This is a genomic window from Brevundimonas sp. AVps5, from assembly GCF_058681515.1.
On the sequence record NZ_CM178740.1, the window covers coordinates 2902148 to 2924370 of the forward strand.

General features: G+C 69.1%; 21 protein-coding genes. 11 read left to right on the plus strand and 10 right to left on the minus strand.

The genetic code is table 11. The features are described 5' to 3' along the window. Position 1 precedes the first annotated feature (1 nt). From sdhA to ACW18A_RS14740, 5 genes are read left to right on the plus strand one after another with little or no spacing between them, the layout of a single operon-like run. Positions 2-1786 (plus strand): succinate dehydrogenase flavoprotein subunit, encoded by a 1785-nt coding sequence (gene sdhA / locus ACW18A_RS14720; protein ID WP_492022454.1) that lies wholly within the window; start codon positions 2-4, stop codon positions 1784-1786. Between the two features lies 1 nt (position 1787). Next, positions 1788-2585 carry a succinate dehydrogenase iron-sulfur subunit gene (locus ACW18A_RS14725; RefSeq protein WP_492022455.1) on the plus strand — a complete coding sequence of 266 codons (798 nt, stop codon included), beginning with the start codon at positions 1788-1790 and terminating at the stop codon, positions 2583-2585. A 3-nt stretch (positions 2586-2588) separates the two neighbouring features. Beyond that, positions 2589-2909 (plus strand): 2Fe-2S iron-sulfur cluster-binding protein, encoded by a 321-nt coding sequence (locus tag ACW18A_RS14730; RefSeq protein ID WP_492022456.1) that lies wholly within the window; start codon positions 2589-2591, stop codon positions 2907-2909. 3 nt (positions 2910-2912) lie between these two features. Beyond that, positions 2913-3713, plus strand: coding sequence for a kinase (locus tag ACW18A_RS14735; protein ID WP_492022457.1), 801 nt, complete (start codon positions 2913-2915; stop codon positions 3711-3713). 24 nt (positions 3714-3737) lie between these two features. Next, positions 3738-4070: a PilZ domain-containing protein gene (locus ACW18A_RS14740; protein WP_492022458.1), complete on the plus strand. Its 333-nt coding sequence runs from the start codon at positions 3738-3740 to the stop codon at positions 4068-4070. Positions 4071-4182: 112 nt separating this feature from the next. On the opposite strand, the gene ACW18A_RS14745 is transcribed toward ACW18A_RS14740, so the two are convergent. Together ACW18A_RS14745 and ACW18A_RS14750 are read right to left on the minus strand one after the other, a co-directional pair. Then, complete coding sequence (locus ACW18A_RS14745) at positions 4183-5043, minus strand: HAD family hydrolase (protein ID WP_492022459.1); 861 nt, start codon at positions 5041-5043, stop codon at positions 4183-4185. Positions 5044-5174: 131 nt separating this feature from the next. Next, positions 5175-7541, minus strand: a complete 2367-nt coding sequence (locus ACW18A_RS14750; protein WP_492022460.1) for a sensor histidine kinase — start codon at positions 7539-7541, stop codon at positions 5175-5177. Between the two features lie 178 nt (positions 7542-7719). On the opposite strand from ACW18A_RS14750, the gene ACW18A_RS14755 reads away from it, so the two are divergent. Then, complete coding sequence (locus ACW18A_RS14755) at positions 7720-8139, plus strand: metallopeptidase family protein (RefSeq protein ID WP_492022461.1); 420 nt, start codon at positions 7720-7722, stop codon at positions 8137-8139. 85 nt (positions 8140-8224) lie between these two features. Here the strand turns inward: ACW18A_RS14755 and ACW18A_RS14760 are convergent, their stop codons facing one another. The 4 genes from ACW18A_RS14760 to ACW18A_RS14775 all read right to left on the minus strand — a co-directional run bounded on the left by ACW18A_RS14760 (position 8225) and on the right by ACW18A_RS14775 (position 10729). Continuing rightward, entirely contained in the window at positions 8225-8932 is a 708-nt protein-coding gene (locus ACW18A_RS14760; protein WP_492022462.1) for a hypothetical protein, read from the minus strand. Between the two features lie 138 nt (positions 8933-9070). Beyond that, entirely contained in the window at positions 9071-9853 is a 783-nt protein-coding gene (locus ACW18A_RS14765) for a sulfite exporter TauE/SafE family protein (RefSeq protein ID WP_492022463.1), read from the minus strand. Between the two features lie 4 nt (positions 9854-9857). Then, positions 9858-10394: a rhodanese family protein gene (locus ACW18A_RS14770; RefSeq protein ID WP_492022464.1), complete on the minus strand. Its 537-nt coding sequence runs from the start codon at positions 10392-10394 to the stop codon at positions 9858-9860. A 2-nt stretch (positions 10395-10396) separates the two neighbouring features. Further along, the gene (locus tag ACW18A_RS14775; RefSeq protein WP_492022465.1) at positions 10397-10729 is read right to left on the minus strand and encodes an ArsR/SmtB family transcription factor; all 333 of its coding nucleotides are present in this window, start codon (positions 10727-10729) and stop codon (positions 10397-10399) included. 70 nt (positions 10730-10799) lie between these two features. On the opposite strand from ACW18A_RS14775, the gene ACW18A_RS14780 reads away from it, so the two are divergent. The 3 genes from ACW18A_RS14780 (at position 10800) to ACW18A_RS14790 (ending at position 12930) form a co-directional block, all read left to right on the plus strand. Continuing rightward, a complete protein-coding gene (locus ACW18A_RS14780) occupies positions 10800-11666 on the plus strand; it encodes an MBL fold metallo-hydrolase (protein ID WP_492022466.1) in 867 nt (288 codons plus the stop codon). 203 nt (positions 11667-11869) lie between these two features. Continuing rightward, positions 11870-12532: an SOS response-associated peptidase family protein gene (locus tag ACW18A_RS14785; RefSeq protein WP_492022467.1), complete on the plus strand. Its 663-nt coding sequence runs from the start codon at positions 11870-11872 to the stop codon at positions 12530-12532. Between the two features lie 20 nt (positions 12533-12552). Continuing rightward, positions 12553-12930 (plus strand): hypothetical protein, encoded by a 378-nt coding sequence (locus tag ACW18A_RS14790; protein ID WP_492022468.1) that lies wholly within the window; start codon positions 12553-12555, stop codon positions 12928-12930. Between the two features lie 45 nt (positions 12931-12975). Here ACW18A_RS14790 and ACW18A_RS14795 read toward each other — a convergent pair whose 3' ends face one another. After that, positions 12976-14439 (minus strand): serine hydrolase domain-containing protein, encoded by a 1464-nt coding sequence (locus tag ACW18A_RS14795; RefSeq protein WP_492022469.1) that lies wholly within the window; start codon positions 14437-14439, stop codon positions 12976-12978. 104 nt (positions 14440-14543) lie between these two features. Between ACW18A_RS14795 and ACW18A_RS14800 the strand changes: the two genes are divergently transcribed. Next, a complete protein-coding gene (locus ACW18A_RS14800; protein WP_492022470.1) occupies positions 14544-15332 on the plus strand; it encodes a LytTR family DNA-binding domain-containing protein in 789 nt (262 codons plus the stop codon). Between the two features lie 176 nt (positions 15333-15508). On the opposite strand, the gene ACW18A_RS14805 is transcribed toward ACW18A_RS14800, so the two are convergent. After that, positions 15509-16258, minus strand: coding sequence for a LytTR family DNA-binding domain-containing protein (locus tag ACW18A_RS14805; RefSeq protein WP_492022471.1), 750 nt, complete (start codon positions 16256-16258; stop codon positions 15509-15511). Positions 16259-16397: 139 nt separating this feature from the next. Here ACW18A_RS14805 and ACW18A_RS14810 point away from each other — a divergent pair, with 139 nt between their 5' ends. Continuing rightward, positions 16398-17759 carry an alpha/beta hydrolase family protein gene (locus ACW18A_RS14810; protein WP_492022472.1) on the plus strand — a complete coding sequence of 454 codons (1362 nt, stop codon included), beginning with the start codon at positions 16398-16400 and terminating at the stop codon, positions 17757-17759. Between the two features lie 191 nt (positions 17760-17950). Here the strand turns inward: ACW18A_RS14810 and ACW18A_RS14815 are convergent, their stop codons facing one another. Then, a complete protein-coding gene (locus tag ACW18A_RS14815; protein WP_492022473.1) occupies positions 17951-20791 on the minus strand; it encodes a M16 family metallopeptidase in 2841 nt (946 codons plus the stop codon). 120 nt (positions 20792-20911) lie between these two features. Further along, positions 20912-22219, minus strand: coding sequence for a terminase large subunit domain-containing protein (locus tag ACW18A_RS14820; protein ID WP_492022474.1), 1308 nt, complete (start codon positions 22217-22219; stop codon positions 20912-20914). Between the last annotated feature and the right edge of the window lie 4 nt (positions 22220-22223).

The window sequence follows — 22223 nt, forward strand, 5'->3', positions numbered from 1 at the left end:
AATGGCTGACTATCAAATCGTCGATCACGAATACGACGTCGTCGTCGTCGGCGCCGGCGGCTCGGGCCTCCGCGCGGCCCTCGGGGCGGCGCAGCAGGGCCTGAAGGTCGCCTGCGTCACCAAGGTCTTCCCGACCCGCTCCCACACCGTGGCGGCCCAGGGCGGCATCTCCGCCTCACTCGGCAACATGGGCGAGGATTCGTGGAAATGGCACATGTACGACACCGTCAAGGGGTCGGACTGGCTGGGCGACCAGGACGCCATCGAATACCTGGTCCGCGAGGCCCCCAAGGCCGTCTATGAGCTCGAACACTGGGGCGTGCCCTTCAGCCGCACCGACGAAGGCAAGATCTATCAGCGCGCCTTCGGCGGCATGACGAAAAACTACGGCGAGGGCCCGGTGCAGCGGACCTGCGCCGCCGCCGACCGCACCGGCCACGCCATCCTCCACACCCTGTACGGCCAGTCGGTGCGCCGCGAGGTCGAGTTCTTCATCGAGTATTTCGCCCTCGACCTGATCATGCAGGACGGCCAATGCACGGGCGTCACCGCCTGGAAGCTCGACGACGGCACCCTCCACCAGTTCCGCGCCAAGCTCGTCATCCTGGCCACCGGCGGCTACGGCCGCGCCTATTTCTCGGCCACCTCGGCCCACACCTGCACCGGCGACGGCAACGCCATGGTCCTGCGCGCCGGCCTGCCGCTGCAGGACATGGAGTTCGTCCAGTTCCACCCGACCGGCATCTACGGCTCCGGCTGTTTGATCACCGAGGGCGCGCGCGGCGAGGGCGGCTATCTGACCAACTCCGAGGGCGAGCGGTTCATGGAACGCTACGCCCCCTCGGCCAAGGACCTGGCCTCGCGCGACGTCGTCTCGCGCTCCATGACCCTGGAAATCCGTGAAGGCCGGGGCGTGGGTCCGAAGAAGGACCACATCTTCCTCCACCTCGACCACCTCGATCCGAAGATCCTGCACGAGCGCCTGCCGGGCATCTCGGAAAGCGCCAGGATCTTCGCCGGCGTCGATGTGACGAAGGAGCCGATCCCGGTCATCCCGACCGTCCACTACAATATGGGCGGCATCCCCACCAACTATCACGGCGAGGTCCTGACCAAGGTCGGCAACAACGCCGACACCGTGGTGCCGGGCCTGATGGCCGTCGGCGAGGCGGCCTGCGTCTCGGTCCACGGGGCCAACCGCTTGGGCTCCAACTCCCTGACCGACCTGGTCGTCTTCGGCCGCGCCGCCGGCCTCCGCGCCGGTGAGGTGGTCGACAAGGCCGCCCCGGTCCCGGCGGCTCCGGCCTCGGCCACGGCGTCTCACATCGCCCGCTTCGACCGGATGCGGTACGCCTCGGGTGCCAATCCGACCGCGAAACTGCGCAACGAGATGCAGCACGCCATGCAGTCCGACGCGGCCGTCTTCCGCACCGGCGAGACCCTGGACCAGGGCGTCGCCAAGCTGCGCGACATCCATACGCGTTCGGCCGACATCAAGGTCACCGATCGCGGCCTGATCTGGAACACCGACCTCGTCGAAGCTCTGGAATACGACAACCTGATCGACCAGGCCCTGGTCACGATCGAGAGCGCCGCCAACCGCAAGGAAAGCCGCGGCGCCCACGCCCGCGAGGACTTCCCCGACCGTCACGACGATGAGTGGATGAAACACACCCTGGCCTGGCGCAAACCCGGCGAGGGCGTGACGATCGACTACCGTCCCGTGCACACCTACACGATGTCCAGCGACATCGAATACATCAAGCCCAAGGCGAGGGTTTACTGAGATGGTCCAGCTTACCCTCCCGCGCGGCTCCGCCCCGACCAAGGGCAAGGTCCACAAGGCCGCCAGGGGCGCGAAGAACGTCAAGACCTACAAGGTCTACCGCTACGACCCCAACGTCGACGCCAACCCCTCGTGGGACGTCTTCGAGGTCTCGGCTGACGACCACGGTCCGATGCTGCTGGACGCCCTGATCCATATCAAGAACGAGATCGACCCGACCCTGACGTTCCGCCGGTCCTGCCGCGAGGGCATCTGCGGCTCCTGCTCGATGAACATCGACGGCCGCAACACCCTGGCCTGCACCAAGGGCTGGGACGAATGCTCGTCCTCGACCATCGCCATCGGCCCCCTGCCGCACCAGGCCGTGGTCAAGGACCTCGTCACCGACCTGACCCTGTTCTACGCCCAGTACGACAGCATCAAACCCTACCTCCAGTCCGACGATCCGGACCCGACCACCGAACGCCTGCAGAGCCCCGAGGACCGCGCCAAACTGGACGGCCTGTACGAGTGCATCCTGTGCGCCTGCTGCTCGACCTCCTGCCCCAGCTACTGGTGGAACCAGACCGAATACCTCGGCCCGGCAGCCCTGCTGCAGTCCTACCGCTGGATCTCCGACAGCCGCGACGACAAGACCCAGGAGCGGCTCGACGACCTCGAGGATCCGTTCAAACTCTATCGCTGCCACACGATCATGAACTGCGCCCAGGTCTGCCCCAAGGGCCTGAACCCGGCCAAGGCCATCGCCGAGACCAAGAAGCTGATGATCGCCCCGGGACGCAAGAAGCAGGCAGCCTGATCCTTGGCCAAAATTAGATATATCGAGCACGACGGCCGTGAACATGCCGTTGAGGTCAAGTCGGGCCTCTCCGTCATGGAGGGCGCGATCCGCAACACTGTGCCGGGCATCGACGCCGACTGCGGCGGGGCCTGCGCCTGTGCCACCTGCCACGTCTATGTCGACGAGGCCTGGCGCGAGGCCACCGGCAAGCCCTCGGCCATGGAGGAATCCATGCTCGACTTCGCCGAGGCGGTGGAGCCCAACTCGCGCCTGTCGTGCCAGATCCGGGTCTCGGACGCCCTCGACGGCCTGATTGTCCGCCTGCCGGCCAACCAGCACTGATCGATGGTTGATCCACGGCTGATCCAGGCCGTGGACGACCTGATCCGCCGCCACGAACGGCCGGGCCATGTCCCCCTGATCGCCATCGCGGGCGCCCAGGGCTCCGGCAAGAGCACCCTGGCGGCCGAGGCGGCACGCACCCGGTCCTGCGCCACCCTGTCGCTCGACGACGTCTATCTGACGAAGGCCGGGCGCGCCGACCTCGCCGCCCGCGCCCATCCCCTGTTCGCCGTGCGCGGTCCGCCCGGAACCCACGACCTGGCCCTGCTGGGCGAAACCCTGAACCGCCTGAGCGCCGCCACGGCAGGCGACCGCACGCCCATTCCATCCTTCGACAAGCTCGCCGACGACCAGCGTCCGGAGGCCGACGGACCCGTCTTCGAGGGCCGTCCCCGCGCTGTCCTGCTGGAAGGCTGGTGTCTCGGTGCGACCCCGCAGGACGAGGCCGCTCTGGCCGTCCCCATCAACGCGCTCGAGCGCGAGGACGACCCGGACGGTCTCTGGCGGCGAGAAATCAATGATGGACTGGACAGCGACTACGCCCGCCTGTTCGCGACCTTCGACGCCCTGCTGTTCCTCAGGGCACCCGCCTTCGACCCTGTGCTCGACTGGCGCGTCGAACAGGAGACCGGCCTGACCGGCGCCCCCGTCTCCGTCGCCCGCCGCGCCGAACTGGCCCGCTTCGTTCAGCATTTCGAACGGATTTCCCGCCATATGCTGGCGGGCGGCGTCGCGGCGGACGTCGTGGCTGAACTGGACGAAGGACGCGCGGTACGATGCATCCGGAGCCTCAGCGGCCCCTGAACCGCTCGTCGCGCGTTGAGTATCGTGGCCTTGACCCAACCGACCGACCGCCGCCTCCAGCCCCGCTCGCCGGCGAACGCGCGCGCCGTCATTGTCGCGCCCGGGCTCGAGATGGCCTGCGTCATCGTCGACACCTCGCCCGGCGGGCTGAGGATCCGCACCGACCGCCAGCTCGCCCTGCCCGCCCGCGTCACCGTCGTGGATATCGCCGCCGGCCTCGCCATCGAGGCTGAGGTCGCCTGGCGCAAGGGCGTGGAGGCCGGTCTCACGCTGAAAGGCCAGTCGCCCCTGCGCGGCCTCGTCCCCTCCCGCCTCCTCCCGGCCCGCGAGGCCTGGATCAGGGCGGGCGGCCGCTGACCGTTTAGCGAAACAAGCCGTCGCTCAAGTAGCGAGACGCCGCGCGTCGAGCGTTAGCGCCACAAACATGTCGCTCAAGTAGCGAGACGCCGCGCGTCGAGCGTTAGCGACCCTAATCAAGATCTTTCAGGGTCCCCGCCGTGATCGCGATCCGCCCGATCAGCCCCTTCACGATCAGGTCCAGCGGCTGGCCCTCGCGATAGTCGGCGGCCGCGACGAAATTGACCCGGTCCTCGGAGATCAGGGAGTAGATCTTCTTCTGATCCTTCTCGGAGTTCCGGGGATCATAGACGGCGATCGAGAAGCCGCCCTTGGTGTGCATCATCTTCATGGTCGGCACGTCAGTGTCGCCGTCGCCGAGAAAGATCATCCGTTCGAACGGGATGGCCCGGTCCTCGTCGGCGGTGAACCGGTTGATCCGCTCGTGGTCCCAGTGGTTCAGCACCCCCTTGTTGATGCGGAACAGATACTGGGTCTTGGTCGTGTAATTGACCCCCACCGCCGGCCAGATCGCCACCCCGTGGTCGTCATAGGCGAATTTGGACGCGAAGACGTGATGGAAGGCCTCGCGGATCGGACAGCCGTCGATCATCTCCTCCAGTCCGGCGGAGATGATGTAGTGCTCGATCTCCAGGCCGTATTTCTCGCCGATGGCGTCGATCCGCTCGAACCAGCCCTTGCCGGTCAGGTCCGACTTCAGCCCGTCGAACAGCTTCACGTCCTCGCCATGTTCGGCCAGCAGCTTTTTGGTGATCGGCTGGTCGCTGTGCCGCGCCCGCTGCAGCATCAGCTGCATATACATCAGGATATTGTCGCCGTCGGCGGACCTGGTCAGCCGGTCCGCCTCGCCCCAGAAGTCGCCGATCCCCATGCCGACCGAGGGAATGAAGGTCACCTCCTGCATATTCCCCCGCGCCAGGGTCCCGTCGAAATCGTAGATCAGGGCGGTCTTGAGGAGGGGGGTGTCGGCCATTGCGGATGTCCGGTGGATCAAGGCAGTAGGCAGTAGGCAGTAGGCAGTAGGCAGTAGGGGCGCAAGCCGGCAGGCCTGTGCGCTACTGGCCGCCTTCTACTGCCTAATGCCTACTGCCTAATCCCTAATCCCTACCCAAGCGCCAACTCCGGTGCCGCCGCCCCGCTGTCGGCTTCCAGCGGCAGATGCAGGATAAAGGCCGCGCCCTTGCCCGGCTCCGACTCCACCTCGGCCCAGCCGCCGTGCAGTTCCACCAGGGCCTTGACCAGGGCCAGACCCACGCCCGGCCCGCCGCGCTCACGCTTCACGAACCGGTCGAAGACGTGCGCCTGCAGGTGATAGGGGATGCCCCGGCCCGTATCCTCGACCCGGATGCGCAGCTCGCTTGAGTTGGCTTCGGCCCGCAGCGACACAGACCCGCCCTCCGACACCGACCGCCCGGCATTGTCCAGCAGGTGGTCGACCGCCTGGGCCAGACGCCGGGCGTCGGCCCGGATGGCCGGCAGCCTGGCGGCCGCAACGGCCTTCAGGGTCGCGCCCCGCCCCTCGATCCGGGGCCGGTGCTTCTCCACGGCGGCGGCGAACAGGTCGCGCACCCGCACGTCGCCGAGCGACAGCTCCATCTCGCCCGCGTCGATCTGGGCCATGTCGAGGACGTCGTCGATCGAGCCCGTCAGCTGGGCCGCCGCCACCCGGATTGCGCCCGCATGCTGGCGGCTGCGTTCCGGCAGGTCGGCCATCGTCTCCAGCAGTTCGGAATAGCCGACGATGGTCGTCAGCGGCGTCCTCAGCTCGTAGCTGACCGAGCCCACGAACTCCCGCTTCAGCGCCTGGCTTTCCTTCAGCGCCGCCTCGCGCTGGGCCAGGGCCTGTTCCAGTTCGCGCCTTGCGGTCACGTCGGAGAAGGCCACCAGGGTCGCACCGTCGGGCAGGGGCCGGGTCTGCCAGGCCGCCGTCCGTCCGTCCGTCGTCCGCCCCTCGCCCGAGATCGGCACCCGGCTCTCGGGATCGGGATCGGCCACCCGCGCCTTCAGCCCCAGCCACAGGGCCGCGTCGGGCAGGGCCGTCTTGCACAGCTCGGCCACGGCGTCGAAATCCCCGGCCTCCTCCAGCCGCTCGGCCGACAGGCTCCAGAAGGTCTCGAACGCCTCGTTGTGCAGCCTCAGCCGCCCGTCCGAGCCGAACACGGCGACGGCGTCGTTCAGCTTGTCCAGCGTCGCCGTCTGCACCTGCAGCTGGGCGTTGAACCGGCTTCGCAGGCTCAGTTCACCGGTGATGTCCGAAAACAGCAGCAGGATCCCGCCCAGCGGATGGGGCTGGCGCACCAGCCTCAGCGTCCGCCCGTCGGGCAGGGACCAGCTGTCGTCGGCCGCCGCTTCGGTCGCCTCGTAGAACTCCAGCTCCGTGGCCTTCCAGCCCGCATAGTCGATGACCTCGGGCAGCATGCGGCGCTGACGCAGCCGGTCCAGCAACTCCGCATGGGTCGGCCGCTCGTCCAGCCAGGCCGGGTCGAGGTTGAACAGGGTCTGGAAGGCCGTGTTGTGGAAGGCCAGCCGCCGCGATGGCCCGAAGATGGCCACCGCATCGGCCAGGTGGTTCAGGGTCTCGTCATGGGCCTCGACGTGACGCCGCAGGGTGTCGCGCGTCTCCTCGGCCTCGGTCATGTCGATGGCGAAGACCAGCACCGGCCCTCCCGGTCCGGCCGCCCCGCCCGAGAACAGGGGCTCGGCCAGGATCTTCCACGCCCGCCGACGGCCGTCCCCGGCCGTCCAGCGGAAGCCTTCCTGGTGCGTGCCGACCCGCGCGGCCTCGGCCGCCAGCTGGTCGGCGCCCCGGTCGAAACTGGCGTGGGCCTCGCGTGCGGCCTCGACCGTCGCGCATTTCACCTCGGCCAGCCAGGCCCTGTTGGCCCAGACCAGCCGCCCGTCGTGATCCACGACCCAGGTCGGCGACGGCGAGGCGTCGGCGATCAGCCCGGCCCCGAACCCGTGCTCGCCCGGGCTCTCGTCCTGCCCCGCATACTGGATGTCCGCCTGCGACATGGTCCGCGCCACGGGTGACAGCCTCAGCCAGGCTGTGCCGTTGACGGCGCTGCCCTCGATCTTCCAGTCTTCGCCGTCGTGCGCCTCGAACGGCGTCCCCTCGGCCAGCAGGGCGTCGATCGCCTCGGGCAGGCCCGCATGCAGCGCCTCGGCCAGGGCGGCACCCGGCGGCCCCTGAACGTCCTTCGCAAAGGCCAGCCGCACCGCCTCGATGGTCTCGTCGCGGCCCAGCAACAGCGGCGGCTCGCCCGGCGTCAGGCCGATACGCACGTCGTCGAAGGCGGTCAGGGCGCCGGCGTGCTGGGCCCGGCTCACGGCCCCCGCAGCGCGTTCCCGCTCAATCATGGATTCGCGCAGGCTCACGGCGCGGCGCAACCGCCAAGCCCAGACGCTGATCGACAGGGCCAGCCCTGCCGCTCCCGCCGCCGCCGCAAAGGCGATATCGACCTCCGCCATACCCGTTCACCCGCTGGATCGAATCGCGACCATAGCCGATGTCGCGGCAGGCGCGAACGGGATGGTTAAGAGAGGGGCAGTAGGCAGTAGGGCTTAGGCAGTAGAAGGGTCCGGCATCTCGTCTGCGACGCTCGCGCACTGGCGTCGTGGTCTTCGACCCCCTACTGCCTACTGCCTGATGCCTACTGCCTCGACCAGCACCTGGACCAACCAGACCGCCCCGTCGCTCGACGATTTCGCCCGACTGGCGCGCGAAGCCTTCGACGCCCTGCCGGAGCCGTTCAAATCGGCGGCGGGTGACGTGGTCATCCGTATCGACGACTTCGCCGACGACGAGACCCTGGCCTCGGTCGATCTGGAGGACCCGTTCGACCTGACCGGCCTCTATCACGGCCTGCATATCGGCGAGCGGGACGGCCTCGGCCCCGCCGCCGAGCCGTCCCGGGTGTTCCTCTACCGCCGCCCGATCCTCGACGAATGGTGCGAGCGCGGCGACGTCGGCCTGGCCGAGATCATCGCCCACGTCCTCATCCACGAGATCGGCCACCATATGGGGCTCGACGACGACGACATCGACCAGATCGAGGCGGAGGACTGAGGATCGTCTCTCTGCAGGGCTGCCCTGGCCCGATCAGCCGCCCGCAAGGTTCAGATCGACGGTCCGGATAAAGCCGCCCGGACCGTCAGGGACCCACCAGGGCGCCCAGAAGGCCGACCCCCACGACCAGAGCGCCGCCAATCATTCCTCCAACCTGCACGACCAGGATCAGTACGACGGCTCTGAGCCCCCCGACGAAACGCGACACGAACCACCGCCCCTGTCCCATCCGGACGAAGGCAATGACGCCGAGAAGGGCGATGGCAAACGACACGAAGGCCGCCACAGGCCCGACGCCGAAGCTCCACCAGGCCAGGGGCAGAATCGGTACCGTCCAGGCGCACAGCCAGCCGAACGCGGCCCGGAACCCCAGGCGCCATCCGAGATCCTCCCGGTCCCACAGACGCAGCAGCGGGGCCGCGGCCAGGACGTAGAAGACGGACAGCAGGGGCACCATCACCAGGGTCATCCAGCCGTCGGCGTCCGCCACGAAAACGTCCCGCGACTTGCCCGACTGTCTGAGCAGCGACTCCATCATGTCGGGCGGGAAATTGTCCAGCAGGAAGCCGGCGCCGCCGCGCAGGAACAGAACCAGCATCAGAATGGCGTTCAGCGCCAGATAGAGACGCAGCGGCCGGGCATAGGCGCCGCCGCCCTCAGGCCCGGCCTCCATCCATGACCGCAGCACGGTCGCGGGTCGCAGCAGGAGGTCCCTGGCCGTGACGACCTCACGCCCTGCGAACCCCAGGACGTCGTCGGCCAGCTCATCGCCGGGCTTGCGTGTGTTGGCCAAGGACTCCCCCGTGAACCCGGTGATATCCGCGACAACAGCCTGACCCCCCGCCGTTTCGCAAGGCCTGTTTGCGGCAAACGAGGGATCATCGTTCGTCATCCGGCGGGGGGGGAGGAGCTCCCGCCCCCTGGTGTTCGCCTAGCTCCCCGACGCCGCCCGGACCGCGACATAGGCGGCCACGATCAGGATGAGTCCGGCGAACAGCCTGCGACCGAGGACGGCATTGGCCCCCAGTCGGCGCGCGAGGGGCAGACCCGCCACCGTCCCGGCCACCCCCCCTGTCGCCATGGCGGCGACCAGGCCCCAGTCGAGCCAGCCCGAGAGGGCGTAGTTGCCTGCCGTCGTCGCGCCGAAGGCGGCCACGCTGAGCAGCGATGTCGCCTGGGCCGTCGCCAGACTCATGCCGGTCGAGGCCATCAGGCCCGGCACGATCAGAAATCCGCCGCCGATGCCGAAGAAGCCCGCCGCCGACCCCACGCCCGCGCCGGTCAGGCCGATGCGTGGAGACATGGCCCAGTTCAACCTCGGCTCGGGCCGGACGACGACGACCCCGGGGCGCAACATCGACAGGCCCACCGCCGCCATGGCGACCGCGAAGATCAGCAACAGCTGATGCCCGTCGATCATCTTGGCGAGCGACGATCCGAACCAGGCGCCGGCGGCGCCCGTGATCGCGAACAGGGTCGCGCAGGGCCAGCGGACCCGGCCCGCGCGCGCATGCCCGGCCAGGGCCGTCAGGGCATTGAGGGCGACGCCCGCCGCCGACACCCCGATGGCGACATGGGGGTCCCGAACCCCCACCACATAGAGCAGGAGCGGAACCGCCAGGACCGAACCGCCGCCGCCGAAGAGCGTCAGCAGGAGCGCGACGACGCCCCCGCTGATGGCCGCCAGCAGCAGGGGAAGCAGGTCCGTGGTCATGATCCTACCCGGCCTTCAGCGCGGTTCTGTTCCAGGGCATGGCGGCGAGAACCTGCGCCATGCCGCAGAAGCCGGTCGCCCCGGCGACGAACAGCCCGGCACCGACGAAGGCCGAAAGCCCCCAGAAGCCGGGGTGAACCAGCAGGCCGAGGGCGGCCCCGATCAGGATCAGGCCCCCGGCGGCCATCTGGACCTGGCGCATCAGCTCGATCGGCTTCGACGCATCGATCTTCGTCGCCAGCCCTTGCGCCTTCCAGGCGTCGAGGCCGCCTTCGAGGACGAAGGCCTCGCCCGGGACGCGGGCGGCAAGACGCTCGCAGTTGACACCTGTGCGATTGCCGGTGCGGCAGGTGTAGATCACGTCACGGCCGTCCGGCAGTTTGAGCGGGACCTGATCGAAGGCCGACAGCGGCGCATGAACCGCGCCCGCCACATGTTCGCGGGCGAACTCGTCCGGTTCCCGGATGTCGATCAGCACGGCGGTATGGGCCTTCAGACGACCGGCGACATCGGCGGGCTTGAGGGGGGTCAGGACGGTCATGGTCACGCCTTTTCGGAGGGAAGGGGAGGACAGTAGATTTCGGCCAGGACAGCGATGACCTTCAGGACCGCCGGATCGACGACACGATAGAAGATCGTCGTGCCGTCGCGCCGCGTCGCCACCAGACCTTCATCCCGCAGTTTCGCGAGATGCTGGGACAGGGCCGACTGCGAGAGACCGACCAGGGCCAGCATCTGTCCGACGGACAGTTCCCGCTCGCCGAGCTGGCACAGGATCATCAGCCGCTTCTCATTGGAGAGGGCGCGCATCAGCCCGGCAGCCTCGCCTGCGCTGGCTTCGAAACGGTCCAGGCCTATGGTCTCGAGATCGATCATGACCGGCAATATATGCGCACTTGCTAAATAAGCAACTACTAATATATAGCGATCTGGAAAGGAGCCCTTCATGGCCCAGCATCCCGACGTCCGGGGGTTCTTCGACCCCGCCACCCATACGGTCACCTATCTGGTCAGCGACCCGGCGACAGGCAGGGCCGCGATCATCGATCCGGTTCTGGACTATGAGCCCGCGACGGCGCGCACCTCGACCCGGTCGGTGGACCAGGTGATGCAGGCGCTCCGGGACGCTGGCCTGACCCTCGCCCTCGTCCTGGAGACCCACGCCCACGCCGATCACCTGACGGCAGCGGACCACCTGCGTGAGGCCGAAGGGGTCGAAATCGGCATCGGCGACCAGATCACCCAGGTACAGGCGACCTTCGCCCCCCTGTTCAACGCGGGCGACGTCAGGCCGGACGGTCAGGTCTTCGATCACCTGTACGGCGACGGCGACGTCTTCCCCCTGGGTTCGCTCTCCGTCGAGGTGATCCACACCCCGGGCCATACGCCGGCCTGTGTCAGCTACCGGATCGGGGATGCCGTCTTCACCGGCGACACCCTGTTCATGCCGGACTACGGAACGGCGCGCACCGACTTCCCCGGCGGCGACGCGCGGACCCTCTATCGCTCCATCCACAGGCTGTTCACCCTGCCGGACGAGACCCGGATCTTCGTCGGCCACGACTATCTGCCCGAGGGGCGCACCGACTATCGGTTCGAGACCACCGTCGCCGCCCAAAGGGACGGCAACCTCCACCTGGGCGGCGGCGTGTCGGAGGAGGCCTTCGTCGCGATGCGTGAGGCCAGGGACGCGACCCTGAACGCCCCGGCGCTGATCCTGCCTTCGCTGCAGGTCAATATCCGGGCGGGTGCCCTGCCGCCTCCTGACGCGGACGGCCGCCGCTATCTCCGGATGCCGCTCAACCTGCTGTAGACAGATCCCGGCGAGGCTGGCCCGGCAGGTCCGCTCCCGGGCAAGGACTGCAACGACCGCGTCCCGGCCCTCGGGCGATGACCGCTATCGACCGTGGGCGACACTCGGCGCGACCGGTTCTGGACACCATGCGCCGCGCGTGATGCTCTGGCGCCATGTGCAACCTCTACCGATCGAAGTCCGGGCCCGGGGATATCCTGGCCATGACGCGCGCCCTGCACAGCGACGTCGGCAACCTGGAACCGCGCGACATCTATCCCGACTATTCCGCCCCGATCGTCCGCCTGAACGCCGGGGGCGAGCGCATCCTGACCACCGCGCGCTGGGGCATGCCCTCGTCGAAGAAGGCGCTGTTCGACGCCACGGTGAAGCGGGTCGAGAAGCTGCGCGCCAGGGGCCAGACGATTGATGACGAGGGGTTCAAACACTTTCTGGCGCTGGAGCCTGACAAGGGCACGACCAATGTCCGCAACACGGCCTCGCCGCACTGGCGGCCGTGGCTGTCACCGGCCAGCCGCTGCCTCGTTCCCTTCAACGCCTTCAGCGAGCCGGATCAGGACCACCAGCGCACGCTGAAGCCGGTCTGGTTCGCGATGTCGCCCGACCAGCCGCTGACCTTCTTCGCCGGGGTCTGGACGCCCCACGCCTGCGTCCGGAAGATCAGGACCGGCCGGGAAGAGTTCGACGCCTTCGCCTTCCTGACGACCGACAGCGCCGAACCGGTGAAGACCTGGCACCGCAAGGCCATGCCGGCGATCCTGACGACGGAAGAGGAGCGCGACGTCTGGATGCGCGCGCCCTGGGACGAGGCCAAGGCGCTGCAGCGGCCATTGCCGGACGGGGCGCTGGAGGTCGTCGGAACCTGAAGTCAGCGAGGCGGCGCAGAGTGCCGGGCCATCGCTCCACGGCCGGCGCCGACTTCCCCGGGCCCGGCGGCGACGCGCGGACCCTCTATCGGTCTATCCAGAGGCTGCCCGCCCTGCCTGGCGACACCCGGATCTTCGTCGGCCACGACGATCTGCCCGAAGGGCGCACCGACGACCGGTTCGAGACCACCGTCGCCGCGCAACGGGACGGCAACATCCACGTGGGAGGGGGGGCGTCTGAGGGCGCTCTCGTCGCGATGCGTGTAGCGAGGGACGCGACCCTGAACGCTCCGGCGCGGATCCTGGCTTCCCTGCAGGTCAACATCCGCGCGGGCGCCCTGCCCCCTCCGGACACGGACGGCCGCCACTATCTCCGGATGCCGTTCAACCTGCTGTAGACCCGTCGCGACGAAAGGCCGCCGCCGTCCTCCGTTCACGGTCGATCATCGCTGGACGAGCAACAGTCCGGTCCTGAGCCCGGCCCAGAGCGCCGCGATGGCGGACGAGAGGGCCAGCAGGACGCCGAGGTCCGGGTAGAACATATAGACGGCAGTCAGGGTGACGCCGCTGAGCCCCGGGACGGTGACGACCAGGACATAGCTGAGGCCCAGCAGGGCCAGGGACGGGACGACCGCGACCGCCACTCCGGCGACGGTCAACCGGCGTCCCGCGCCGGCGCTCTTGCGGAGCAGGTTCCGGATCGACAATGCGCTGCCCAGGGCCAGCAGCAGGGTCAGACCGAGCGTGCCCCACAGGCGCAACCGATTGACGCCGGCCGGCGCGATGGCCTCGGCGGGCAGGCCCAGCGCGTAGTTGACCGTCCCACCCACCAGATTGCCTTCCAGACTGCCGGACATATTGGTCAGGACGAGCACGCCCTGCCGGGTTTTCGGGTCATAGGCGACCCGCGACCAGAAGCCCGGATTCAGCCCGCCGTGGAAGATCAACCTCCGGTCTTCGATCGTGTCGAACTCCCACCCGAATTCGTAACCGCCCCGGCGCTCCCGGGAGAGGGCTTCAGAAAGCGGGCCGGGGACGATGCGCGGGTCGTGCCCGAACACCGCAACCAGATAGGTGGCCAGATCTTCGGCGCTGGCCGTGACGCCGCCCGGCCCGGCCATCATCCGGCCGGCGACGAAGTCGCGCTCGACCGTCAGTCCGAACCACTGGGTATGGCCGACGGCGGGGCGGGCCGATCCGGGTTTCGGCACCTGGACGAACGAATTCCGCATCCCCAGCGGACCGAAGATGCGGGCCTGCAGGACGTCTTCATAAGGGCGTCGCTCGACGGTCTCGATCAGATGGGCAAGCAGGGCGTAGTTGGCGTTTGAATAGGCGAAACGGTCGCCGGGCGGGGTCTGGAGCCGTGCGTCCCTGAGCTTGAGCGTGGCCCGGGCCATCGCATCCGTCCCCCGGTCGGTGCCCGACTGGCTGCGGTTGCCGTCCAGGGTCGACAGGCCGCTGCGGTGGTTCAGCAGATGGCGGACGCTGATCAGGCTTGAGGCCGCCGGGTCAGCGGTCCTGAAGGTCGGGATGTATCGAATGATCGGATCATCCAGCGACAGTCGCCCCTCGTCGGCCAGCTGCAGGACCACCAGGGCTGCAAACGACTTGCTGACCGAGCCCAGCTGAAAGGGGGTTTGCGCCGTCACCGGCCTTCCCGCGTCATCGGCGCGCCCCAGCCCCCTGACGTGCGTGACCCGGCCGCCGGAAAACAACGCAACCGCCGCGCCCGGAATGTGCAGGTCCGCCATTCCGCGCTCGACATAGGCGTCCACCTGTTCGGGCGATGGAACGGGCGACGGCGCGGTCCCTGCCGGGACGACGACGGCTGAGGCCGCCAGCGCCAAGGCACCGGCCGTTAGTGCCGTCAGGATGAACACCGCCACCGAAACCGCTCTTGTCATGCTGCAACGTCCCTTGATTGATCGGAGCGGCTTGAACCGGATCGCGGCGACGTGTCTGGTCGCCTTCGCGAACGGGACGGGTCTGTTCGCGAACGGAGCGTGGCGTGACGGGGGCAGGTGCGATCAGGGGGCTGGCGTCGCTGAGACTGGGCCGGTCGGGTGGTGTGGAACTGGTCGCCCTGGTCCTGTTCGGGATCTTCCTGGCCACGATCGCGCCGTTCGGCACGGCCGCCGCCCCGGGCCCGATGCGCCACCTCTACTGGCAGCTGGCCGTGGTGGGCGGCGGCGTGATTGCGGCCCTGATCGAGATGGGGCTGGCGCCGCGCCTGTCCGGGCGGCCCCGGCTGTTCCTCGTCTTCCAGCTGGCGATCATGACGCCGGTGATCACGGCCTGGGTCTCGCTGCTGCCGGTGGTCCTGTTCGGTGAGGCGGTCTCGGCCGCGCGGTTCCTGCGGCTTCTTCCCGAAGTGCTGGCGGTCAATGTCGCCGCCCTGGCCCTGGCCTGGCTGACGCGCAAAGCCCTGAACCGGGCCGATACCCGACCGTCGGTCCCCGAGGGTCTTGCCCCCCTCGCCATGCGCCACAAGCTGCCGCCCCGGCTGGCGCGGGCGCGGCTGATCGCGGTCGAGGCCGAGGATCATTATCTGCGCATCCGCACCGAGGCCGGATCGGCCCTGGTGCTGATGCGCCTGGGGGACGCGCTGGACCTGCTGTCGACCATGGACGGCTTTCGCACTCACCGGTCCTGGTGGGTCGCGCGCACCGCCGTCCAGACCGTCCGCTGGAAGGGCGGTCGCGGCGCTCTGGCCTTGTCCGACGGATCGTTCGCTCCGGTCAGCCGGACCTACGCCGCCGCCTTGAAGGGGACCGACTGGGCTGCGGCTGTTGTCTGAGGCTCGACCCTCCGGTCCGTCTCTCGGCGGAGATGCATTCTCGGAAGATGTGCATCATCGCGTTTCGTGCTGACAAATGTCGCCCTTTCGGACGAGCGACAACGACCGCTCCGGGCGCAGGGCTGACCTCCGGCCCCCTGCTCATCCAGGCGTCCCCGGACTTTGGTCGCGGCCTCCTAGAACCAGCCAGCCTCTTTCAACACCGGCCCATAGGTCCGGCTCACCGGCGCCGTCAGCCCGCCGGCAAGGCGTATCTCGCCCACGCCGCGCCGCCACTGCACGCCCTCTACCGCGCCCGCCGCCACCCACCAGGACCGATGGACCCGCCAGCCGTGAGCGAGCACCAGTTCGTCCAGGGCATCGGCGAACCGCAGGGTGATCAGTTCTGCGCCCAAGTCGGTATGGACTTTCAGATAATGGTCGTGCGCCTCGATCGCGATCAGCCGTGCCTCGCGGCGTCTCGCCGACAGCCGGCGCCTGAAGGTCGCCTCGGCCGCGGGCAGCGGCGGAGCGATGACGGTTCGCGTCTCGACGACCACGGGCGCGCGCCGCCAGACCAGAGCCCGGACCGCCATCACCGCCAGCATGATCGGCCACACCTGCCACAGCAGCCACCCGTAGGCCGGCCAGGTGATCGGCTGGTCCACGAGCAGATGCTGGGTGACCAGCACCAGCAGGGTCACCGGCGGCGTCATCAGGACCGAGACTGCCGCCATCCGCCACCAGGGGCTCAGCAGATATCGACGAATCAGTTCGTCCGCTCCGACCCCGATCAGTCCGCCGCCGACGAGGCAGATCATCCAGTAGACATAACGCACCGCGACGGGGGCGCTGTCCGAGTCGAAGGGGCCGAGGAATCCCATCAACAGGCCGATCCCGGCCAGGATCGCGACGTCGATCGCCCAGCGCCGCAGCGCCGTCGTCACGCCTCGTTTTTTCGGCCTGCGGTCCATGTCGTCCCGTTCGCGAAGCCCTGGCGCCACTCGCGAAGTCCGGCCTAGCGAGCCGCAACGAGACCGGCAATGGCGTTGGGCGAAACCGCAACCCTGCTGGATCGGAAAACCTGTGTCCCACGCCTGGCTCGCCGCCGCCCTGACCATCGCCGCCTCCGTCCTCGCCCTGCCTGCGATGGCCCAGCTTCCGGGGGCCGACGTCGACGCCCGATCCGATCCGGCCGTGACCTGCCACGTGGGCGTCTATCGTCTGGCCGACGGCAGCTGGGTGGATGTCGCCCCGCTCGAGACCGAGGGCCTCCGTTGGCGCCGGCTCGACGGATCGACCGCACGGATGACGCTCGACGCCGAAGGGCGTTGGGTCAGCACCCTGGGATCGACCAGTCGGATCGAGGGTCCGCAACCGCAGCTGGGCGGCTGCGACGACGGCCGGATGGTCTTCGATGGCCAGTCCGGCTCCCGCATAACGCTGGATGTGCAGGATACGACCTTCGTCGGCCAGGGCGGAACCCGGTTGCAGGGACGGCTGATCCTGCCGCCCGGCGACGGTCCCGTGCCCATCATGGTCGAGGTGCACGGATCGGAACGGTCGAACGCCCTCGACTTCAACGCCTTCCAGCGGTTCGCCCCGGCCTCGGGGGTCGGCGTCTTCGTCTACGCCAAGCGGGGCTCAGGCGGATCGGAAGGCCACTACACCCAGGACTTCCGCATCCTCGCCGAGGACGCCGCTGCGGCCGTCGTCGAGGCCCGTCGGCTTGCCGGGGGCCGGGCGAGCCGGGTCGGCCTGGACGGTGCCAGCCAGGGCGGCTGGGTCGCGCCGCTCGCCGCCGCCCGGACACCCGTCGACTTCGTCATCGTCCGCTTCGGCATGGCTTATGGCGTCCTGTCCGAAGACAGCGACCAGGTGGTTCAGGATCTCGAGGCCAGGGGGTGGGGCCCGGAGGTTCTGGAGCAGGCGCGGGAGATCACCGACGTCACCGGCGCTTTCGTCGCCTCGCATGGTGCCGTCGGCTTCGAAGGTCTGGAGACCGTTCGCGCACGCTACCGCGCCGAGCCCTGGTTCGCGGACATCAGGGGCGAGTTCACCGGCCTGCTGCTCAACGCGTCCAACGCGCAGATCATGGCCATGGCCCCCCAACTCGAACACGGGCCGTCGTGGGACTATGACCCCCTGCCGGTGCTGAGCAGCCTGGACACGCCCATGCTCTGGATCCAGGCGGAAGACGACCGGGCTGCACCACCCGACGCCACACGTCGCCGACTGATCGACCTGTCCGCCCAGGGGAGGCCGATCACCCTGCTGGAGTATCCGGACACCGACCATGGAATCGTCCGGTTCGAGACGGCCCCCGACGGCAGTCGCACATCGCTCGGCAACGCAGCCGGCTACTATCAGGCTGTGCTGGACTGGGCGCGGACGGGTCGATTGGACGGCGCCTACGGCGACGGTCGGCTTCTCGCGCAGCCGAAATAGACAGACGCCGCCTCGCTGAGCCCATGTCCGCTGTCCACCCGGCCCGGCCTTTCAATCGGTCCGCTTTCGGGCGGTGTCGCGGATGCCGGCCTGGCCTTCGTCAGCGCCTCACAGTCTGTGGCTTCCCATGAAAAAAGGGGCGGCGATCGCTCGCCGCCCCTTCCATTTCGATCAACGAAAGTTCGGTCGGCCTACTGGGCGGCCGAACGCACCTCCACCGGCAGGCCGAGGGCCTCCAGCTGCGGGCGGACCACCGAGGCGTCGCCGACCACGACCCAGACGAACTGGTCGGGCTTGATGACCTGACGCGCGGCTTCGTCCATCTGGGCAGCCGTCAGGGCGCGGGTGCGGCTGGCCAGGGTGGCCTGATAGTCGTCGGGACGGCCGAACAGGGCGTTGGAGCGCAGGGCACCGAGGATCTGGAACGAGGTCTCGAACCCGCCGGCCAGTGACCGGGTGTTGCCGTTGATGGTCCGCTCCAGCTCGTTCGGCTGGACGCCGTCGGTTTCCAGGAAGCGGTCGTACTGGGCGATCAGGGCCGCGACCGAGTCACCGGTGCGGTTGGCCTGGACCGGGGCGTTGACGATATAGGGGACGCGGTGTTCCAGGGCATTGATGCCGCCGCGCACCCCATAGGACCAGCCCTTGGTCTCGCGCAGGTCCGAGTTGATCCGCGACAGGAAGTCCGAGCCCAGGGTCACGTTCGCCGCGTTCAGGGCCAGCAGGTCGTCGGTGCCCAGGACGGGCAGGACGGCGCCGCCGTAGATCAGCGACTGGGGCGACTGCGGACGGTCGATCAGAACGATCCGGTTGGTCGGCGCCGGCACGCTGTCGGAGAAGGACTTGGTTCCCTTCGCCGTCGAAGGTGCGCGCCAGTCGCCGAAGGCGGCTTCCAGCTGCGCGGTCACCTGCGCCAGCGGCAGGTCCGAGACGACGAAGATCGTCGCATTGTCCGGTCGCACCCAGGCGTCGTGCTCGGCGACCATGTCGGCCCGCGTCAGGGCGGTCAGGGTCGCCACATCGCCCGACCCGGTGAAGGACCGGCCATAGGGGCTGTCCGCGCCATACATCAACGGCGGCAGGGCGCGGGCGGCGATGGCGGCCGGCTGGGTCGCTTCGCTGGCCAGGCCCGACAGGCGCGATGCGCGGATGCGCTCGATCTCGGACGGGGCGAAGGTCGGGTTGCGCACCACGTCCGCCAGCAGGATCAGGGACGGTGCCAGGTTGGCGGTCACGGTCGACAGATCGGCCGAGGTCCGGTCCATCGAGGCCCCGACATTGACCGAAGCGCCCAGACGTTCCTCTTCCTCGGCCAGCTGGTTGGCGTCGCGGGTCGTGGTGCCCTCGTTCAGCAGGTCCAGCATCATGGCATGGGCGCCGAGGCGATCGGCGCGGTCGGCGGCGTAGCCGGCGTCGAAATCGATGCCGACGCGGGTCACCGGCACGGTGTCGACGTGGGCGTAGACCACCTTGATGCCGTTCGACAGGCTGGCGCGCTCGACGGCGGGGAAGTCCAGGTCCGGCACCTGGCCGATGTCCGGCATCGGCATGCGTGCGACGCGCTGGATCTCGGCGGCCGGGACCGGGGCGGCGCCCGCCGGGGCGGCGGCGGCCTCCTCATAGGCCTCGCGCTCACCCGGAGCGACGGTCAGGTCGTAGACCGGACGGGTCAGCCAGCGCTGCATGACGTCGCGCACCTGGGCCGGGGTGACCGAAGCGTATTCGGCCAGTTCCTTCTTGTAGTGGTCCGGATCGCCCGCATAGAGCTGGCCCTCGGCGAGGACGTTGGCCTTGCCATTGACCTGTTCCAGGCTCTGGATCCGGCCAGAGACATACTGGGTGGCGACGCGGGCCACCTCTTCCTCGGTCGGTCCGTTGGCGATGAAGTCGGCGACGATGGCGTCGAGGCGGCGACCCACCTCGGCGGCGTCCACGCCCGGCTTCACGTTCACCGTGATGTCGAAGAAGCCCAGGCGGTGGAAGTCCTGCATCGAGGACGACACCTGCACGGCCGTCTGCTCGTCGCGCACCAGGATATTGTCCAGGCGCGAGGAGGCCAGGCCGCCCAGCACCGAGGCCGCGACCGACAGGGGCACGGCGTCGTCGCTCAGCAGGCCGGGAACGGCCCAGCTGCGGGACAGGCGGGTAGTCGCCACGCGGTCATGCATGACCTGGACGACCGGAGCGGCCAGGGTCGGCACATCGGCCTCGGCCGGGGTGTTCACCGGACCGCGCGCGATGGTGCCGAAATAGCGCTCCATCAGCGGACGGGCGGTCGCCTCGTTGATGTCGCCGGACAGGACGACGACGGCGTTGTTCGGGCCGTAGTTGTCGCGGAACCAGTCGCGCACCGTCTCCAGGCTGGCGGCGTCCAGGTCGGCCATCGAGCCGATGGTCGAGTGGCGATAGGGGTGGCCTTCGGGGAAGAGGGCCTCAAGCCGGGCGTACTGGACCAGGCCATAGGGCTGGTTGTCGCCCTGGCGCTTCTCGTTCTGGACAACGCCGCGCTGCAGATCGAGCACGTCCTGTCCGACCTCGCCGAGCAGATAGCCCATACGGTCGCTTTCCAGGAACAGGGCCTGTTCCAGCGCCGGCGTCGGCACGGTCTGGAAATAGTTGGTGCGGTCGAACCAGGTCGTGCCGTTCAGGTTCGACGGCCCGAGGTTCCGCATCCGGCCCAGGTAGGACCCCGGCGCATTCTCCGACCCGCCGAACATCAGGTGCTCGAACAGGTGGGCGAAGCCGGTCGACCCGGCCGGCTCGTCCTTGGAGCCGACATTGTACCAGACCGACACCGCCACCACCGGCGCCTTGCGATCCTCGTGCACGATGACGGTCAGCCCGTTGTCGAGCACGAACCGCGTCCACGGAATGGCGACCTCGGAGACCAGCTGCGACACCGGGGCGGCGGCCAGTTCGGCGGCCTGGGGCGTGGTCGCCGCGACCGGCGCCACGGCCGTCTGGGCCAGAACCGGTGCAGCAGGGGCGATCACGGCCAGAAGGGCGGCGAGGGAGACGGAGCGAAGACGCATGAAAGAAACAGTCCTTTTCCTGAAGCGGCGAACATTAACGACCGCCTGCGCGTCTGCAATCGTCAGGACCCGAACATGGACAAAGAGTCACAATCCCGTCTCACAAAGCCCGGGCCCGTCTCACAAAGCCCGGGCCCTCGGCATCACTACCCCGCCCCCGTCGATCAGCAGGTCCGTCACAGCCCAGACCAGGGCGTCGGCCCGGTCGGGACTCGATCCCCCTGCCTCCCCCATCCCCAGCAGCTCCTCCTCCAGCAGGGTCAGTTCCCCGACATGGCCGACCCGTCCCTGTTCATACAGGGCCGCCACCGGCTCGGCCCGCGCCCGCTTGCCCACACGGGCCTGCACCCGCCGCACGACCTGCGTCACCCCCGCCCCCTTCAGCACCGCCTCGACCATGTCCCCGCCCTGGTTGCCCTCGGCCACGACCCGGACCGGACAGCCCAGGGCCGCCTCCCAGTCGCTGGCCGTCCGCGCCACCCGCGCCGCCCACCCCGCCGGCGACAGCCCCCGCACCGAGCGGTCGTCCAGCACCCAGGCGGTCCCCGCAGCGCGCGCCACCACCACAATGCCGCAGGCGTCCCCGCCCTCGCCCGACAGGGTCCCGACCGGCGGATCCACCGCCACCACGGCCCGCTCGTAGCCCTCTCTTGCTCCGCCCAGCGCCCACGACCGCCCCAACATTCGCGCGCGCCTCATCTCCACGTGCGTGAACAGCGCCCCCTCGGCCTCCAGCACCACCCCGTCCAGCTCCTGCGCCGCCCGTCGCGTCCCGCCATACAGAGCCTGCATCGCCTCCAGAAACCCCTCGGCCAGATTCCCCGCATTCGCCCCCGTCGGCGCATGCGTCCTGACGCAGTCCGCCTCCGCCAACACCCTTCGCAACACCGCCAACGGCTTCGGCGTCGTCGTGAGCATCAACCTCGGAACCCAATCCTCCCCCCCTTTGGGGGAGGTGGCGCGGCCCTCTTCCGGGCCGTGACGGAGGGGGCACCGCGCACTCAATCGAAGACCAAGACGAAGCATCGCCAGCACCTCCTCCGGCTTCTCCCAGGCACAGAACTCATCCCCCCAGGCGGCATGGAACTGCGGCCCCCTCAGCCGTTCCGGCTCGGCCGCCGACAGCATCACCCCGACCGCCCCGCCCGGAAACACCAGCCGCCGCAGCGAGCTCTCCATCACCGGAGGCGTCCGGAACGGCAGGTTCATCAGCCCCGAGGGACCCTCGACCATGACCGCGCGCACATCGTGCAGCGTCGCCCCCACCAGGGCGATCCGCCCCCCGGCCCCCAGCCGCGCCGCCACATCCGAAACCCACTCCGCCCCCGCCCGCGTCTTCCCCGCCCCCCGTCCCCCCAGAAACACCCAGGTCCGCCATTCGCCGCCGGGCGGCCGCTGACCCTCATGGGCGGCGCCCGCCCAAGCCAACCTC